This is a genomic window from Vogesella indigofera, assembly GCF_003633895.1.
GTDB classification, from domain to species: Bacteria; Pseudomonadota; Gammaproteobacteria; order Burkholderiales; family Chromobacteriaceae; genus Vogesella; species Vogesella indigofera.
In genome coordinates, this window is record NZ_RBID01000011.1 from 514,650 (window position 1) to 528,917 (window position 14,268).

Sequence of the window (14,268 nt, forward strand, 5' to 3'; positions counted from 1 at the left end):
TTAAGGAGCATGCTATGGAAAAGTACAACGCCGATGCGATGGCGCTTAATTTTGCAATACGAATCAGCGAGTCTGATCCCCAGTTTTTTTGTGCCAATGGAAACGGCGCTTACAAAGCGGAAATGATGGCTGATTTCATAAAAACGCTGTCATCCAGACTGCAGAGTGATGTTGAGAGCGGGATTGATATGGGTGACATCAAGCCTCGTTAATAAGCCTCGCAGCTTCTATCAGGTCTTTCGCCGTGTCCTGCACTGATCTACCAGTGTCACGTTGATTGGCCACAAGCTGGCACAGCGCATTTAGGATCATGTCTTTCTGCGCTGTGTTCAGCTTCTTCTGCTGTGCTTCCATACGTCAGTTCCTTTCCTCTTGAAACATGGAAGGACACTACCCACTCAGCGACGGCAGGATCGATGGGGTTAAATGCAGGCAGTGTCCTTGCATGTGCGGCCTCGTGAGAAGCCGCGTGCCGGGTACAGCGTCCGGCGCCGGTTATGCGATGCTCTTCCGGCTGATTGCGATTCGATGTCTTCGTGTTAAAGGCTGCTGATGCGTTACTCGGGCGCCAACCGATCAGTACCCCATGCGCCGCAGCGCTTTCCTTGGCTGGGTAACTCGCCTTTCGCCAACTCCGCTTGTTCGCTTCCTTTGCTCGGTTGCCTGGCCGCGGTGCGCCAGTTGTTACCCATCAACATCCCCACCCTTCCCCTACGTCTTGGCTCCCCGAGCCCTCCCGCTTGCCGCCCTCCGCTTCATCGCGCAGCACCGCTGGCCGTATCCGGGTGGTGTGTTGATGGTTGCCGCTCAATCGCAGTCTGCGTGCCTGCAGCGCTGCGCCGGTGAGTGGCTTCCGTATTCGTGTGTTGTTTAAGATCGGTGCACGGTGTTGCTGTGCTGTTGAGTGAAGATTAGCAACGAGCGAACATTTATGCAATAGCTCATTGCTAACTTTTGTTGCTAATCCATGCGAAACCATTGCTAATCAAGCCTCCCGATATGTAGAAGAAATGCAACAGGCAACAAAAAACCCGCCGAAGCGGGTTGGTCTGGCTAGCTGTTAATCACCTTCTGACTGCAAATGCGATGATGAGGGCACCAAGTATTACGGCCAAGCTCACAGGAAGAGCGATGATCAGCTTGATAGCAAGCACAATTGCTGCAATCACAACGGCAAGAATCACCAGCTCATACGCCTTGATGGCTCCAATGATTCCGAAGAAGGCCGGCACCCACCATTTTTCAGGGTTCTCATCAAGCATGTACCCAGCAATAGCAAAGGCCGCAATGGCTATCGCATACCTCATGTACCAGCGTCCCCAGAACTCTTCGCTTTTTCGCGATGACTCCTGCTCTTCGAGTTGCTCTTTCTGCTTCCATTCATCGGAAGGAACCAGAGTAGAAGATGTTCGCCAGTACCTGATCGTTGCTAGCAGCCCAATGCAGGTGTAAGCGAGCATGAAGTAAAAAAGAGGAGTTCCGCCCCCGCCAGACATCCATGCTCCCGGCAAAAATATGGCAACTGGGAGGGTCATCGCGACAGCGAGTAGTGATTTCAATAAGCGCTGGCGACGAGTGAATACCCTTACCTCCAAATAAGAACCATCTGGAGCCTCGCTTGGCCCTGACCTTTTGCCAAAGACAAAGTCAATAACGCCCATCTCTACCCTCCCCGATCAATAACCCCCACCCACCGGCGACCGCACGATGCCGCAGCGCCTGCAGACAGTCATCTCGCACTTTGACATTGGAATTATATTACCATGTCACTAGTTGATGCTTTCCTACACTCACAACCGACCTGGAGAATTTATGCGCACACTTCTGATCGTGCTGGCACTGGCCGCAGCGCCGGCGCTCGCCGACACCTTCGTCCGCGGGCACACCCGCTCTGATGGCACGTATGTTCAGCCACACTACCGCTCGAACAATGACGGCAACTTCAACAACAACTGGTCAACGCAGGGCAACACCAATCCGCACACTGGCGAGCGCGGCACCCGCACTCAACCCAACAATGGCTACGGTAACCAGTACAACAGCCCGTACAACTAAGCGATTCTGTCCGGCAATGGAAAACCCGCCTCGCGGCGGGTTTAGTGGTGGCACTTCACGGCGAAATCAGACTTCGGCCAAGCGCTCCACTGTGTCTGGGAATTTTTCCACCAAGCGGATCAATGCCGCGGCTTGGGAGTTCGGCTTTGCCCGGCCCTGTTCCCAGTTCTCAAGGGTGCGTTCATTGGTGCGCAGCACGCGAGCAAAAAGTGTCCGGGACATATTCAACCGTTCGCGCAGCTTAGCCACCTCCTGCGCCGTCACTTGCGGTGCCGGCTGTCGCTTGACGGTGTGGCTACGCAGCGTCAACTTGCCTTCACGCTCAGCCGCCAAGGCATCAAAACCCTCTGTCAGTTCGGCAAAGATATTGCGTTTCATTTTTTGCTCCTCAGTTGCAGTTCGCGCTCTAGCATGGCCTTCAGCTCCTTGCGCTCGTCGCTGGTCAGGTCGGCGGCTTCGTCTTTATCGTACAGGGTAAAAAGCCAGAACTGATCCCCGCCCAGCCACCAGTAGTAGATCACACGCAAGCCACCGCGCGTGCCCTTGCCGCGATGAGCATCAGCGAAGCGCAGCTTACGCAAACCGCCGGTTCCCTGGATGACGTCACCTTTTTGTGGTCGCTGTAGCAACTGCTTCTGCAGTTCTCGAAACGCCTCGTCATCAAGGTACTCGGAGCGGTAACGGGCAAATGGCGGCAGTTCGACAAAGGTTGCATTCATGGGGTAATTGTACGCAAGTTACGTATGTACTGCAATGCGACATATGGCTGAGTCGAATAAGCCAGTGCTGACTTAATTTCCCGGAAGCACATACCCGCCACGTCACACCTTCTTGCCGATGATCACAAATTAAAACTGACCGACACCACCAGCCCCACCACATGCAGCGAGTCGGGGTCATCCGGCAACACGGTCAGATCCTTGTAGACGTCCTGGTTGTCCGATCGCACCAGCACCGAACCGTCCATCTGCGCGAATAGCCGCTTCACGTAGCACTGCGTGCCGCGGCAGATCACGTGCACCTTGCCGTTGGCGATCTCTGACGTGCGATGCACGATCAGGCTGGCGCCGTCCGGGATGGTCGGTTCCATGCTGTCGCCGGCGGCCACGATCGAGAACAGGTTGTCCGGCTTGAAGCCGTTCTTCAGCGCCCAGCCGCTGCGGCAGTAGTTCGGCGTGCCCTCGGTGTCGATCTCGAATACGGGCTCGCCACTGCCGGCCGAGGCCTTCACGCGGTAGCGCGGAATGGCGAAGACTTCATGCTGGATGTCCTCGTCGGACTCCACGACCACGACGGGGCGCTGCGGGGTGGTGATGGCTGGGCCGAGTGCAGCGCGCAGCGCTTCATCACCATCATGCAAAGAATCCATCCAGCCAACAGGCTTTCCACACCCGCTCTCAAGCTTTCGCGCCAAGTCGGATCCGACATCGCGTGGCTTGCCCGTCCGCGATGGCGCCCTGGTGAGGATCTGGCTGATGTAGGAAGGAGCAGTGCTCGCTGCTTTTGCGACAGCGGCACTGGTTTTCATCTCTGCAACAAGCTTCTGCAGATTAAGCAGGCGGATTTCTTCAACTCTCATGGCGGTTTTATAGCAACTAGCTAATCTCATGACGATAAGCACGTTGCGATTGCTTTATGATTCGCACGTTGCTAATATTTGCTCATTCCAGACAAGGAGATGAGCATGAATCTAATGGGCCTAACATCGAGCGAGCGTCGTGAGCTTGCAGATAAGGCAGGTACAGACGCGGTATACCTCTGGCAGTGCGGCACAGGCCGTCGTCGCCCGAGCCCTGCGCTTTCAAAGAAGCTTGTCGCTATTGATAACCGACTGACCCTGGCCGAACTTCGTCCAGATATTTGGGGTACTGGCACTAGCTTACCCACCACAAACGATGATGTCTGCATGAAGAGGGCGAGCTAATCATGAGCCCAAACCCCTATAGCCACATCACCGCATCAGCCCAAGCCATCGCCAAGGGCTACCACAACGGTATCGCCGGCCTGGCGCTGGCGATGCACAAGAACCCGACGATCTTCGCCAACAAGCTGAATCCGAACTGCGACACCAACCAGCTGACGCTGGAAGAGGCCGCCGAGATCACCGACCGCACGCAGAACCCAGCCATTGCCGACGCACTGGCGGCGCTGGTGGGCCGCGTGACCGTCGCCCTGCCCTGTGGCCAACCTTCTCTGCGCGAGCTGTCCCGCGACTTCTGCCACCTGGCCAAGGAGTGCGGCGACGTCGGCCAGCAGATCAACGAGTCCGAGCATCCGGAAAGCGAATGGGGCGAGCAGCTGAGCCCGGCCGAGCGCAAGCGGATCGCCAAGGAGCTGCGCGACCTGCTGTCGGTGACTGCCGGGCTGTTGCAGCAGGTGGAGGGGTGAGCATGGAGATCCGAGAAATTCGCCATGGTCACCTGTTCTGCGGCCTCGGCGGTGGCGCCAAAGGCTTCAACAAGGCGCAGCCGCGTGTCGGCAATCTACAAGCACGCTTCCGCTGCCTGGGCGGCATTGATGTGGATCCGGCTGCTATCCGTGACTTTGACCGTATTGTCGGCGTGCCGGGTACGGTAATGGATCTGTTTGACCGCTCGCAGTACATCGACTTCCATGGCAAGGAACCGCCAGCAGACTGGCGTGAGGCCACACCGGCCGACATCCGCCGCGCCATGGGCAATGAAAGCCCGCACATCTGGTTTCTGTCCGCCCCCTGCAAGGGCTTCAGTGGCCTGCTGAACGAATCGCGCAGCAAAACTGCCAAGTACCAGGCGTTGAATCGCCTGACCCTGCGCGGGATCTGGCTCGCCCTGGAGGCCTATGCCGACGATCCGGCCGAGCTGATCGTGTTCGAGAACGTGCCACGCATCGCCAACCGCGGCCGGCACCTGCTGGACCAGATCGGCGGCCTGTTGCGCGCCTACGGCTACGCTGTGGCCGAGACTACACACGACTGCGGCGAGATCGGAGGCTTGGCACAAAGCCGCAAGCGCTTCCTGCTGGTTGCCCGACACGTCGAGAAGGTCGCTCCGTTCCTGTACGAGCCGGAGAAAAAGCGCCTTGAGGCTGTCGGCACCGTGCTGGGCCGCATGCCGATGCCTGGCGATCTTTCGTGCGGCCCCATGCACCGCGTGCCTTCCCTGCAGTGGAAGACTTGGGTGCGCCTGGCGTTTGTCGAGGCGGGCAGCGACTGGCGCAGCCTGAACAAGCTGGCGGTCGATGATGGCCAGCTGCGCGACTTCCTTCTGGTACCAGAATATCGCGCCGGTTACCTGGGCGTGAATGGATGGGATGAACCGGCAGGCACCATTGCAGGCCGCTCGACGCCAAGCAACGGCGCGTTCTCTGTTGCAGATCCTCGCTTCAATCAGTCGGCTCGCTGGAATGATGGCCAGGCCTACGGGGTGCGCCGCTGGGACGAATACACCGGTACCGTCGCCGGCCAGACCGGCCCGGGCCAAGGCGCCTTCTCTGTAGCAGACCCGCGCCGTGCGGGGCCTACCTTTGGCAAATACATGGTCACCCGCTGGGATGAGGCGGCCGGCACCGTGATTTCTGGCAGCACCACTGGCCAAGGTGCATTTGCAGTGGCCGACCCTCGCAGCGGTCTGAACCGGCGCCAAAGCGGTGACAACTACCTGACAGGCGGCCATTACGGCGTACTGGGTTGGGATCAGACAAGCGGTGCTGTATCGGCCGCCGCCGGCCACGACAACGGCCGCTGGAGCGTAGCCGACCCGCGCATGCCAGAGCCAAACGAGAAGCTGCAGTGCGTTATCCGGTCGCTGGATGGCACCTGGCACCGGCCATTCACCACACTGGAGCTGGCTGCCCTGCAAAGCCTCATCGAGCCGGAAGAGTACCTGGAGCTGGATGGCCTGAGCGACAGTGATTGGCGCGAACGGATCGGCAATATGGTGCCGCCGGAGGCCGCCACCGCCATTGCCGAAATGATGGGCACCACCCTGCTACTGGCTTGGTCGGGCGAGACGTTCGTGCTTTCCGCGACACCGATCTGGGTGCGGCCGGTGGCAATGGCGCTTTCTGTGCAGGAGGCGGCATGAACTACTACGAGCACCACATCGGCGACTACGCGGAGGCCACGGCGCATCTGTCGTTCGTGGAGGACGCCGCGTACAGCCGCCTGATCCGCAAGTATTACGCCCTGGAGGGGCCGCTGCCGGCTGATCTTCGCGCCGTGCAGCGCCTGATCTGCGCCCGCTCTGAAGAGGAGCGTGAAGCCGTGCAAATCGTGCTGGACGAGTTCTTCATCCTGGCCGATGACGGGTACCACAACGCGCGCTGCGACGAGGAAATTGCCCGTTACCGCGAGAAGCAGGAGAAGGCCCGCAACAGTGCGAACGCACGCTGGAGCAAAAGCAAAACGAATGCTGGCAATCCTGACCCAGCATTGCCACCGCAATCCGATGGCAAACCGGACGCAATGCCAACGGACAGCGAAGGCAATGCGAACGCATCAACAGAACCATGTGAACGCATCAATTCGGAATGCGATGGCAATGCTCACCAGTCACCAGACACCAATACGTTACCTAAAGGTAACTATGAGAGAGAGCCGCGCACTCGCTCGGGGCCGATGACCGACCCTGCTGCCTGCCCGACAACAGCCCCTGCCGACCTGACCCCGACGCCATCGCACCGCGGTCTTGCGATCAACATGCACCTCGACCTGCAGAACGAGTTGGGCATGTTCCTGGCCAACGCACGGAGCAAGGGCAAGCTCTCCGCCGACTGGAATGCCGAGTTCGAAATGTGGCTGCGCCGTCGCCGCAACTTCGGCAACGGCAAGGATCAGGCGGTGTCTGCACGCAGAGCACCAGTAGCCAGCACCACCATTGCCGACAAGAACGCCGCCGCCTTCTCCGCTGCCCGGGAAATGATCTTTGGTGCCGGTGACGGCAGTGCCGCCGAACGGGAGATTCAACCATGACGCAAAACGACTTCGACCAGTTTCAGACCCTGCTGCAGGCCGTGTCTGAGCTCTACGGCAAACCGATGACCCCCTTCAGCGTGTCGATCTACTGGGGCGCGCTGCAGCAACACGACATGGCCGTGGTACGTGAGGCCATGAACCGCCACATCACCAACCCAGACAACGGCCAGTTCATGCCGAAGCCGGCCGACCTGATCCGCATGATGCAGGGTTCCAGCCAGGACAAGGCGCTGCAGGCCTGGCACAAGGTCGACAAGGCTGTGCGCCGCATCGGCACCTACAGCAGCGTAGTGTTCGATGACCCGCTGATCCACCGCGTGCTGCACGAAATGGGAGGTTGGATCGCCATGGGGCGCAAGACTGAGGACGAGTGGCCGTTCGTGGCTCGTGAGTTCGAGCAGCGGTACCGCGCGTTTGCCGGCCGCCAGGAGGTGCCAGAGTACCTGCCGGTGCTGGTAGGCATCATCGAGGCCGATAGCCGGCGGGAAGGCTTCCCTGTGATCGAAGCACCAATGCTGATCGGCGATGCCAACGTGGCCATGGCAGTGATGATCGCCGGCACCAACAAGCCCGCACTTGGCATGCAACAACTCGATGTCGAGCGAGCAAACGAGATCCTGCTGCTGGTTGAAAAACGGGAGGCCGCATGAAGTGCCCCGAGAAACACGGCTACAGGTCCGATGCCGGCGCTCTGGTCATCGCCGCCAGGATGGCCGGCAAGAACACCAAGACCCTGCGGGCGTACCGGTGCCCGAGGTGCCAGAAATGGCACCTGACCAAACAACAAAAACGCGCGGAGGCCGCATGAACAACGTCGTGAAATTCAAGGTACCAGGTACGCCCGTCGGCAAGGGCCGGCCACGTGTGTCCACCCGCGGCGGCAAGTTCGCCCGCATGTACACGCCGGAGAAAACCGCCAGCTACGAGAACCTGGTCGCGCTGGCAGCACAGGAAGCCATGGTTGGCCGCAACCTGATCGACGGCCCTGTCGACGTGGAGCTGGTGATCCTGCTACCGGTACCGGCCAGCTGGTCCAAGAAGAAGCAGGCAGCAGCCCTGCAAGGCCAGGTGTACCCGACCAAGAAGCCGGACATCGACAACGTTGAGAAGGCGATCTTCGACGCCATCAACGGCGTGGTGTGGCACGACGACGTGCAGGTCTGCGACGTCAGCAAGCGCAAGCGTTACGCCGAGGTGCCTGGTGTGCACGTGGTGGTGAAACCAATCGAAGGCGCGCTGTTCGCGGCCTGATCAGACGACAAGGGGGATGATCATGATTGAACCTGCAGCAGCTCTGCAGCACTGGGCAAAATGGGCGGTCGATACCGGCAACTGGCGACAGACCTGCGCCGGCATCGAGAAGCACTATGCCAACAACCCGGAACGGTACGTGCATGCCGACGATACCGAGAAGCGCTTCCGCTTCAAGTACGACCAGCGCACGGGCGAGCTGGTGGAACGGCTGGTGAACACCCTGCCCGACCAGGAGAAGCTGGTGCTGCGCGCGCGCCATGTGCACTTCCCGCATCTGGCCGACGATATCGTCGCCCGCCGGCTGGCCATGTCGACGCGGTCGTTCGACACCACCCTGCTGGCGGCCACCGTTCGCTTCGGCCGTGTCTGGCGCGAGTCGCACCGGGTGGCGGCATGAAGCGGCCCCGCGGACACGGGCTGGCGCGGAAGCTGGCCGACGTGCTGGCGGATGCGCCGCGCCCGATGCTGCTGGGCGAGCTGGAAGCGGCGCTGGATTTCGAGCACCAGCCGGCTGAGATCATGAGCGTGCTGGTGAAGCTGCAGCGGGCTGGGAAGGTGACGGCCAACTTACGGGAACGAGAAGGCCCGGGCAGAAAACAAGCCAGGGCCTATGCAATCACTCAAAACCAACTTGGGTTATAGAGCTCAAGGGAATGCAAGCTTAACCGACGATGCGGTGTCACCCGGCGCGTTATACATGCGGTTCTTTGCTTCAAAAAGCGTGAAGTGTGGCTTTGTTGTACCAGCAAGTATGGCGGAATTAATGGCGCCAATTTCCGCATCGGCGGAGAAAATCCAGGCACGCCGGTCAAAAAGTGGATGTGGGGTGATGCCAATATCTATCAGCTTGCCAATCACATCACTTGTGTGTTCCTGCTCGCATACGATCACAAACTTGTTGCGCATCATCTCACCTCGACTTACGTTGAAGAACTTTAATTGCATTAGCATATCAGGCAAACCCAATTTCGGCATATATGCCAATGCACCACATGACATCCAGTAAAACCAAGGGTGTGCTATCTTGACAACGTGGTGGTCGAGCTATGCCCACCGGAAATTCAGCCCCACCCCGCCATGATGCGGGGTATTTTTTTGCGACACCACATGAGACGTTGAGCGCGCTCATGTGCCGAACCAGCCCCGCCAGAGAGCGGGGCTTTTTGTTTTCTGCCGGGTTGGCCAGCAGGCCGTGAAACCTGACTGGTTTTCCAAGGCACCACTTCACGCCGAGGAGGCGAAAGCCTCATGGCAAACACAACAAAAGCAACACCAGAAAAACTGGCGCAGTTTCTGCAGGTTCTTGCCGATACGGCCAACGTTTCAGCGGCCGCCAAGAAGATCCGCATTGACCGATCGCACATGTACCGGCTGCGCGCGGAAGACGAGGAGTTCGCCGCCGCCTGGGACGAGGCAGTGAAGCTCGGCACGGCCGCGCTGGAAGACGAGGCGGTACGCCGTGCCAAGGAAGGCACCCTCAAGCCGGTGTTCTACCAGGGCGTCAAGGTCGGCACCATCCGCGAGTACAGCGACACGCTGCTGATCTTCCTGCTGAAGGCGCGCGACCCGGACAAGTACGCCGACCGGGTGAAGAAAGAGCTGTCCGGCCCTGGCGGTGGACCAGTCGGCCATTCAATTGAGGTGATTTTCGGGGATGAGGACTAAGGCCAGGTTTCCCCCGAAGCTCAAGGGGCTATTCAAGCCCTGTCGCTACAAGGTGGCCTATGGTGGCCGTGGCTCAGGCAAGTCGTGGTCATTTGCCCGTGCGCTGCTGGTCATGGCCAGCATGCTGCCATTGCGCATCCTTTGTGCCCGTGAGGTGCAGAAGTCCATTGCACAGTCCGTGCACCAGCTGCTGAAAGACCAGATTCAGGATCTCGGCCTCGGCTACTTCTTCGAGGTGCTGGACACCGAGATTCGCGGGCTTAACGGGTCGCTCTTTTCGTTTGCCGGTCTTGCCGCCCACACCGTCGAGTCGGTGAAGTCCTACGAGGGCTACGACATCGTATGGGTCGAAGAGGCGCAGACGGTCAGCAAGAAATCGTGGGACATCCTGATTCCGACCATCCGCAAACCCGGGTCGGAAATCTGGATCACCTTCAACCCGGATCTGGACTCAGACGAAACCTATGTCCGGTTCGTCACCAACCGCCGCCCGGGTGACTGGGTGGTGAAGATCAACTGGAACGACAACCCGTGGTTCCCGGATGTACTGGATCAGGAAAGGCTGCGCTGCATGGAAACCCAGCCAAAGGACTACCCGAATATCTGGGATGGCGAGTGCAAGGCGGCAGTGGACGGTGCGATCTACGCCGACGAGGTGGCGGCAGCCCACGAGCAAGGCCGCATCGGCAATGTGCCGTACGACCCGATGCTCAAGGCGCACGTGATCTTTGACCTTGGCTGGAACGACGCGATGTCGATCTCCATCGTGCAGCGTAGCGCTTCCGAATTGCGCGTGGTGCGCAACATCGAGGACAGCCACCGCACGCTGGACAGCTACAACACCGAGCTGCGCGCGCTGGGGCTGAACTGGGGAACGCTGTGGCTGCCGCACGATGGCCGCCACAAGGACTACAAGACCGGCAAGAGCAGCGAGGAGATCATGCGCGGCTTTGGCTGGGACGTTCGCATCATCCCGAACATGAGCATCGAGGATGGCATTCGCCTCGCCCGCATGACCCTGCCGCGCATGTACTTCGACAAGACCAATGCCGGCCGCTTGCCGGAGTGTCTGAAGCGGTACCGCCGTGGCGTGTCACAGTCCACCGGTGAGCCAGGCGCCCCCATTCACGACGAGTTCAGTCACGGCGCCGACAACGTGCGCTACATCGCCGTGGCGGCAGACCAGCTGACAAACGAAACATGGGGCGGCAGCCTCAAATACCCGAGTATGAACAATGCCTGAACTGACACAAGACGAGCTGCGATCACTGGTCGACCGCGAGCTGGAGCAGTCCATCGGGCTGCACAACTCCGACCTGACCGAGGCGCGCAAGAAGGCGCTCGACTACTACATGGGCAAGGCTGTCGGCGACCTTGCGCCGCCGGCCATTGATGGCCGCTCTGCAGTGGTCAGCAACGAGGTGCTGGCCACAGTGGAATGGATGCTGCCGCAGCTGCTGAAGGTGTTTGCCGGCGGTGACGCCGTGGTCGAGTTCACGCCGCGCAATGCTGACGACGTGCAGAAGGCCGAGCAGGCCACCGACTACTGCAACTACGTGCTGCTGCAGCAGAACCCCGGCTTCCATGTGATCTACACCTGGATCAAGGACGCCTTGCTGTCCAAGGTCGGGCTGACCAAGGTCTACTGGGAGACCAGTGAGGCAAAGAGCCGGGAGAGCTACAAGGGTCTGACGGTCGATCAGCTGACCATGCTGCTGGCCGAGCGCGAAGGCGCCGAGATCATCGAGCACAACGCCTACCCTGCCCCGGGGCCGCAGATGGCGCCGGCAGCGGACGCCATGATGGGCATTGCGCAGCCGGAACTGCTCTACGACGTCACGCTGGAAGTGGCTGAAGAGCGCAGCGCCGTCAGGGTGGTCAACGTGCCACCGGAAGAGTTCCGGATCAGCAAGCAGGCCACATCCTGCGACGATGCGCCATTCATCGCCCACGTCCGCCAAGTCAGCAAGGGTGAGCTGAAGAAGACGGGCTACGACGCCAAGCTGGTCGACCAGATCGGCCATGGCGAGAATCAGGAGTACGGCGCCGAGCGCGAGGCGCGCAACAAGGTGCTGGGATTGGCCGATGGCGACGAGATGCAGGACGCCACCCACGACGACGCGACGCTGGTCTGGGTCAGCGAGTGCTACCTGCAGCTGGATGGCGAGTGGCGCAAGATCACCAAGGCCGGCAGCATCGTCCTTGATGATGAGGAGGTCGAGGAGCAGCCGTTCTGCTCGATCTGCCCGGTACCGCTGCCACACCAGTTCTTTGGCCTCAGTCTGGCTGACTTGGCGATGGATCCACAGCGCGTCAAGACGTCGCTGCTGCGTTCGTTCCTCGACAACCTGTACCTGAGCGTCAACCAGCGCACCTTCGCGGTGGAGGGCCAGGTCAATCTGGATGACCTGCTCGCATCTCGCCCGGGCGGCGTCGTGCGAGTGAAGAGCCCACAAGCCGTCGGCAAGCTGTTCGACAGCGACCCCGGTACCGGCCAAGCCGCGCTGCAGGCGCTGGAATACATCGAGACCCAGAAGGAAAACCAGACGGGCTTCACGCGGTACAGCCAGGGCGTGAGCGCCGACTCGCTGAACAACACTGCCACCGGGATGAACATCATCACCAACCGCAGTGATCAGCGCATGGAACTGATCGCCCGCGTGTTCGCCGAGACGGGCTTCACCGCCCTGTTCCGCAAGATTCTGCGCTTGCTGATCCGCCACCAGGACAAAGCAGTGGTGGCGCAGCTGCGTGGCCAGTGGGTGGACATCCAGCCGCAAGAGTGGCGGGACCAGTTCGACATGTCGATCAACGTTGGCCTTGGCGCCGGCAACCGCGACCAGCAGGCGCAGCACATGATGGCGCTGATGCAGATGCAGCAGCAGCTGTTCTCAATGGGGCTGGTGCAACCGCAGAACGTGTACAACGCTGCGGCGGAGTACGTGAAGGCGATGGGCTACAAGAACACCGACAAGTTCTTGATCGACCCGTCACGCCAACAGCAGCAACAGCCACCTCAGCCGCCACCGCCGGATCCTCGCATGCTGGAAGCGCAGGCCAAGCAGCAAGAGGCGCAGGCCAAGCTCCAGCTTGAGCAGCAAAAGCACACTGACGAGATGGCGCTGAGGCGTGAACAGCTGGCCAGCGAGTATCAGCTGAAGCTGCTGGAGCTGCAGTTGCGCTACCCCGGGGGGATTGCTGGCTCCACGCAGCCACCTGCAAACATGCCAGTACCGGAGGTTCCGCAATGAGCCAGACAGACGAACAGCTGTTGCAACAGGAGTCGCGCGGCCAACGTGCCCGCGACGTCATCGAATCGGACGTCTACCGCGATGCGTTCGATCAAGTCAAAACGGAGATTATTGAACAATGGCAAAACGCACCGGCACGGGACCAGGAGGGACGGGAGCGGCTTTGGGTGATGCTCAAGCTGCTGGAGAAAGTGGACAGCTGCCTATCGCAGACGATGGACAGCGGGACGATAGCCCGGCAGGAGCTGGCGTATCGCAAGACGCTGCCGGAACGGGCGAAGGAATGGCTGAGCCGCTGATCGAACTGCAATCCGATCAGCAGGATGCCCCGCCAGCAGACGATAGCCCGGCAGGAGCTGGCGTATCGGCCATGCCGTGGGCCGATTTTGAGGCCTGGGCGAATGACCAGATCGACGACATCCCGCCAACCCTCGTCAGCCACCCGGCGGCGCGCACGCCACTGTTCCGCCACATGATCGGCAATGCGCCGGTCGAGGAAGGCCCGCCATCCATCACGCTGGCCGACGGCCGCAAGATCACTCCCTGACCCGCCCACGTGGCGGGTTTTCTCATTCAGGACATGAACCCATGAAAACGATGCAACGCTACATCGGCACCAAGCTGATCCACGCCGTGCCGATGACACGCCAGCAGTACAACGACCTCCGCGGCTGGCAGCTGCCGGCCGACGAAAAAGGTGACGACGCCGGCTTCCTGGTGGAGTACCTGGACGGCGGCAAGGCCAACACGCTGCAGTACGCCGGCTATATCAGCTGGTCGCCGGCTGATGTGTTCGAGCGAGCCTACCGTCCGACCGAAGGCATGCCATTCGGCCAAGCCATCGAGGCGATGAAGGCCGGCGCCAAGGTGGCGCGCGCGGGCTGGAACGGCGCGGGTATGTTCGCCTACTACGTGCCGGCCGCTAGTTACCCGGCGCAGACGGGCGTGGCCAAGGCCTTCTATGGCGAGGGTGCACTGGTGCCGTACCGCGCCTACATGGCACTGAAAACCGCGCAGGGCGATGTCGCCTGCTGGGCGCCGAGCGGTAGCGACGCGCTGGCCGATGACTGGATGATCGTCGAGTAAGGG

Annotated in this window: 22 protein-coding genes; 16 read left to right on the forward strand and 6 right to left on the reverse strand. The window is 60.5% G+C overall.

What is annotated here, in order from left to right; translation table 11 throughout:
• Positions 1–14 precede the first annotated feature (14 nt).
• Complete coding sequence (locus C8E02_RS04755; RefSeq protein WP_120809846.1) at positions 15–212, forward strand: hypothetical protein; 198 nt, start codon at positions 15–17, stop codon at positions 210–212.
• Here C8E02_RS04755 and C8E02_RS17360 read toward each other — a convergent pair.
• Both C8E02_RS17360 and C8E02_RS04760 read right to left on the reverse strand, forming a co-directional pair.
• Positions 199–354: a hypothetical protein gene (locus tag C8E02_RS17360; RefSeq protein WP_170152103.1), complete on the reverse strand. Its 156-nt coding sequence runs from the start codon at positions 352–354 to the stop codon at positions 199–201. The genes C8E02_RS04755 and C8E02_RS17360 overlap by 14 nt on opposite strands.
• 710 nt (positions 355–1,064) lie before the next feature.
• Positions 1,065–1,661, reverse strand: coding sequence for a hypothetical protein (locus C8E02_RS04760; RefSeq protein WP_147424440.1), 597 nt, complete (start codon positions 1,659–1,661; stop codon positions 1,065–1,067).
• A 151-nt stretch (positions 1,662–1,812) separates the two neighbouring features.
• Between C8E02_RS04760 and C8E02_RS04765 the strand changes: the two genes are divergently transcribed.
• Complete coding sequence (locus C8E02_RS04765; RefSeq protein WP_120809848.1) at positions 1,813–2,055, forward strand: hypothetical protein; 243 nt, start codon at positions 1,813–1,815, stop codon at positions 2,053–2,055.
• Positions 2,056–2,121: 66 nt separating this feature from the next.
• Here the strand turns inward: C8E02_RS04765 and C8E02_RS04770 are convergent, their stop codons facing one another.
• From C8E02_RS04770 to C8E02_RS04780, 3 genes are all read right to left on the reverse strand, one after another.
• Complete coding sequence (locus tag C8E02_RS04770) at positions 2,122–2,433, reverse strand: helix-turn-helix domain-containing protein (protein WP_120809849.1); 312 nt, start codon at positions 2,431–2,433, stop codon at positions 2,122–2,124.
• Positions 2,430–2,774: a type II toxin-antitoxin system RelE/ParE family toxin gene (locus C8E02_RS04775; RefSeq protein ID WP_120809850.1), complete on the reverse strand. Its 345-nt coding sequence runs from the start codon at positions 2,772–2,774 to the stop codon at positions 2,430–2,432. The genes C8E02_RS04770 and C8E02_RS04775 overlap by 4 nt, the downstream gene beginning before the upstream one ends.
• Before the next feature lie 122 nt (positions 2,775–2,896).
• Positions 2,897–3,634, reverse strand: a complete 738-nt coding sequence (locus C8E02_RS04780; protein ID WP_170152104.1) for a S24 family peptidase — start codon at positions 3,632–3,634, stop codon at positions 2,897–2,899.
• Positions 3,635–3,981: 347 nt separating this feature from the next.
• Between C8E02_RS04780 and C8E02_RS04785 the strand changes: the two genes are divergently transcribed.
• Genes C8E02_RS04785 through C8E02_RS04815 form a run of 8 tightly spaced genes read left to right on the forward strand, consistent with a single transcriptional unit; the run spans position 3,982 to position 8,905 of the window.
• Complete coding sequence (locus C8E02_RS04785; RefSeq protein WP_120809852.1) at positions 3,982–4,443, forward strand: phage regulatory CII family protein; 462 nt, start codon at positions 3,982–3,984, stop codon at positions 4,441–4,443.
• Positions 4,444–4,445: 2 nt separating this feature from the next.
• Positions 4,446–6,119 (forward strand): DNA cytosine methyltransferase, encoded by a 1,674-nt coding sequence (locus C8E02_RS04790; protein ID WP_120809853.1) that lies wholly within the window; start codon positions 4,446–4,448, stop codon positions 6,117–6,119.
• The gene (locus C8E02_RS04795) at positions 6,116–7,006 is read left to right on the forward strand and encodes a YdaU family protein (protein ID WP_120809854.1); all 891 of its coding nucleotides are present in this window, start codon (positions 6,116–6,118) and stop codon (positions 7,004–7,006) included. The genes C8E02_RS04790 and C8E02_RS04795 overlap by 4 nt, the downstream gene beginning before the upstream one ends.
• A complete protein-coding gene (locus tag C8E02_RS04800; RefSeq protein ID WP_120809855.1) occupies positions 7,003–7,659 on the forward strand; it encodes a DUF6475 domain-containing protein in 657 nt (218 codons plus the stop codon). The genes C8E02_RS04795 and C8E02_RS04800 overlap by 4 nt, the downstream gene beginning before the upstream one ends.
• Positions 7,656–7,817 carry a hypothetical protein gene (locus tag C8E02_RS17365; RefSeq protein ID WP_170152105.1) on the forward strand — a complete coding sequence of 54 codons (162 nt, stop codon included), beginning with the start codon at positions 7,656–7,658 and terminating at the stop codon, positions 7,815–7,817. The genes C8E02_RS04800 and C8E02_RS17365 overlap by 4 nt, the downstream gene beginning before the upstream one ends.
• Positions 7,814–8,260, forward strand: a complete 447-nt coding sequence (locus tag C8E02_RS04805) for a RusA family crossover junction endodeoxyribonuclease (RefSeq protein WP_120809856.1) — start codon at positions 7,814–7,816, stop codon at positions 8,258–8,260. Before C8E02_RS17365 ends, C8E02_RS04805 begins: the two co-directional genes overlap by 4 nt.
• A 22-nt stretch (positions 8,261–8,282) precedes the next feature.
• A complete protein-coding gene (locus C8E02_RS04810; RefSeq protein WP_147424441.1) occupies positions 8,283–8,660 on the forward strand; it encodes a hypothetical protein in 378 nt (125 codons plus the stop codon).
• Positions 8,657–8,905, forward strand: coding sequence for a hypothetical protein (locus tag C8E02_RS04815; RefSeq protein ID WP_120809858.1), 249 nt, complete (start codon positions 8,657–8,659; stop codon positions 8,903–8,905). The genes C8E02_RS04810 and C8E02_RS04815 overlap by 4 nt, the downstream gene beginning before the upstream one ends.
• Before the next feature lie 3 nt (positions 8,906–8,908).
• On the opposite strand, the gene C8E02_RS04820 is transcribed toward C8E02_RS04815, so the two are convergent.
• Positions 8,909–9,208 carry a hypothetical protein gene (locus tag C8E02_RS04820; protein WP_147424442.1) on the reverse strand — a complete coding sequence of 100 codons (300 nt, stop codon included), beginning with the start codon at positions 9,206–9,208 and terminating at the stop codon, positions 8,909–8,911.
• A gap of 303 nt (positions 9,209–9,511) precedes the next feature.
• Between C8E02_RS04820 and C8E02_RS04825 the strand changes: the two genes are divergently transcribed.
• From C8E02_RS04825 to C8E02_RS04850, 6 genes are read left to right on the forward strand one after another with little or no spacing between them, the layout of a single operon-like run.
• Entirely contained in the window at positions 9,512–9,928 is a 417-nt protein-coding gene (locus tag C8E02_RS04825; RefSeq protein WP_147424443.1) for a terminase, read from the forward strand.
• Positions 9,918–11,171 (forward strand): PBSX family phage terminase large subunit, encoded by a 1,254-nt coding sequence (locus C8E02_RS04830; protein WP_120809861.1) that lies wholly within the window; start codon positions 9,918–9,920, stop codon positions 11,169–11,171. The genes C8E02_RS04825 and C8E02_RS04830 overlap by 11 nt, the downstream gene beginning before the upstream one ends.
• Positions 11,164–13,179, forward strand: coding sequence for a portal protein (locus C8E02_RS17370; RefSeq protein ID WP_170152106.1), 2,016 nt, complete (start codon positions 11,164–11,166; stop codon positions 13,177–13,179). Before C8E02_RS04830 ends, C8E02_RS17370 begins: the two co-directional genes overlap by 8 nt.
• Positions 13,176–13,478 (forward strand): hypothetical protein, encoded by a 303-nt coding sequence (locus tag C8E02_RS04840; protein ID WP_120809862.1) that lies wholly within the window; start codon positions 13,176–13,178, stop codon positions 13,476–13,478. The genes C8E02_RS17370 and C8E02_RS04840 overlap by 4 nt, the downstream gene beginning before the upstream one ends.
• Entirely contained in the window at positions 13,463–13,726 is a 264-nt protein-coding gene (locus C8E02_RS04845; protein WP_120809863.1) for a hypothetical protein, read from the forward strand. Before C8E02_RS04840 ends, C8E02_RS04845 begins: the two co-directional genes overlap by 16 nt.
• A 41-nt stretch (positions 13,727–13,767) precedes the next feature.
• Positions 13,768–14,265, forward strand: coding sequence for a DUF2829 domain-containing protein (locus tag C8E02_RS04850; protein WP_211329159.1), 498 nt, complete (start codon positions 13,768–13,770; stop codon positions 14,263–14,265).
• Positions 14,266–14,268 lie beyond the last annotated feature (3 nt).

What these genes read in the sequence shown, in the direction of transcription:
- C8E02_RS04775 (WP_120809850.1), bottom strand. Translation starts at nt 2,774, where the DNA reads ATGAATGCAACCTTTGTCGAACTGCCGCCATTTGCCCGTTACCGCTCC.
- C8E02_RS04820 (WP_147424442.1), bottom strand. Translation starts at nt 9,208, where the DNA reads ATGCAATTAAAGTTCTTCAACGTAAGTCGAGGTGAGATGATGCGCAAC.
- C8E02_RS17360 (WP_170152103.1), bottom strand. Translation starts at nt 354, where the DNA reads ATGGAAGCACAGCAGAAGAAGCTGAACACAGCGCAGAAAGACATGATC.
- C8E02_RS04795 (WP_120809854.1), top strand. Translation starts at nt 6,116, where the DNA reads ATGAACTACTACGAGCACCACATCGGCGACTACGCGGAGGCCACGGCG.
- C8E02_RS04790 (WP_120809853.1), top strand. Translation starts at nt 4,446, where the DNA reads ATGGAGATCCGAGAAATTCGCCATGGTCACCTGTTCTGCGGCCTCGGC.
- C8E02_RS04800 (WP_120809855.1), top strand. Translation starts at nt 7,003, where the DNA reads ATGACGCAAAACGACTTCGACCAGTTTCAGACCCTGCTGCAGGCCGTG.
- C8E02_RS04810 (WP_147424441.1), top strand. Translation starts at nt 8,283, where the DNA reads ATGATTGAACCTGCAGCAGCTCTGCAGCACTGGGCAAAATGGGCGGTC.
- C8E02_RS04760 (WP_147424440.1), bottom strand. Translation starts at nt 1,661, where the DNA reads ATGGGCGTTATTGACTTTGTCTTTGGCAAAAGGTCAGGGCCAAGCGAG.
- C8E02_RS17370 (WP_170152106.1), top strand. Translation starts at nt 11,164, where the DNA reads ATGCCTGAACTGACACAAGACGAGCTGCGATCACTGGTCGACCGCGAG.
- C8E02_RS04840 (WP_120809862.1), top strand. Translation starts at nt 13,176, where the DNA reads ATGAGCCAGACAGACGAACAGCTGTTGCAACAGGAGTCGCGCGGCCAA.
- C8E02_RS04785 (WP_120809852.1), top strand. Translation starts at nt 3,982, where the DNA reads ATGAGCCCAAACCCCTATAGCCACATCACCGCATCAGCCCAAGCCATC.
- C8E02_RS04770 (WP_120809849.1), bottom strand. Translation starts at nt 2,433, where the DNA reads ATGAAACGCAATATCTTTGCCGAACTGACAGAGGGTTTTGATGCCTTG.
- C8E02_RS04765 (WP_120809848.1), top strand. Translation starts at nt 1,813, where the DNA reads ATGCGCACACTTCTGATCGTGCTGGCACTGGCCGCAGCGCCGGCGCTC.
- C8E02_RS04755 (WP_120809846.1), top strand. Translation starts at nt 15, where the DNA reads ATGGAAAAGTACAACGCCGATGCGATGGCGCTTAATTTTGCAATACGA.
- C8E02_RS04780 (WP_170152104.1), bottom strand. Translation starts at nt 3,634, where the DNA reads ATGAGAGTTGAAGAAATCCGCCTGCTTAATCTGCAGAAGCTTGTTGCA.
- C8E02_RS04845 (WP_120809863.1), top strand. Translation starts at nt 13,463, where the DNA reads ATGGCTGAGCCGCTGATCGAACTGCAATCCGATCAGCAGGATGCCCCG.
- C8E02_RS17365 (WP_170152105.1), top strand. Translation starts at nt 7,656, where the DNA reads ATGAAGTGCCCCGAGAAACACGGCTACAGGTCCGATGCCGGCGCTCTG.
- C8E02_RS04830 (WP_120809861.1), top strand. Translation starts at nt 9,918, where the DNA reads ATGAGGACTAAGGCCAGGTTTCCCCCGAAGCTCAAGGGGCTATTCAAG.
- C8E02_RS04825 (WP_147424443.1), top strand. Translation starts at nt 9,512, where the DNA reads ATGGCAAACACAACAAAAGCAACACCAGAAAAACTGGCGCAGTTTCTG.
- C8E02_RS04850 (WP_211329159.1), top strand. Translation starts at nt 13,768, where the DNA reads ATGAAAACGATGCAACGCTACATCGGCACCAAGCTGATCCACGCCGTG.
- C8E02_RS04815 (WP_120809858.1), top strand. Translation starts at nt 8,657, where the DNA reads ATGAAGCGGCCCCGCGGACACGGGCTGGCGCGGAAGCTGGCCGACGTG.
- C8E02_RS04805 (WP_120809856.1), top strand. Translation starts at nt 7,814, where the DNA reads ATGAACAACGTCGTGAAATTCAAGGTACCAGGTACGCCCGTCGGCAAG.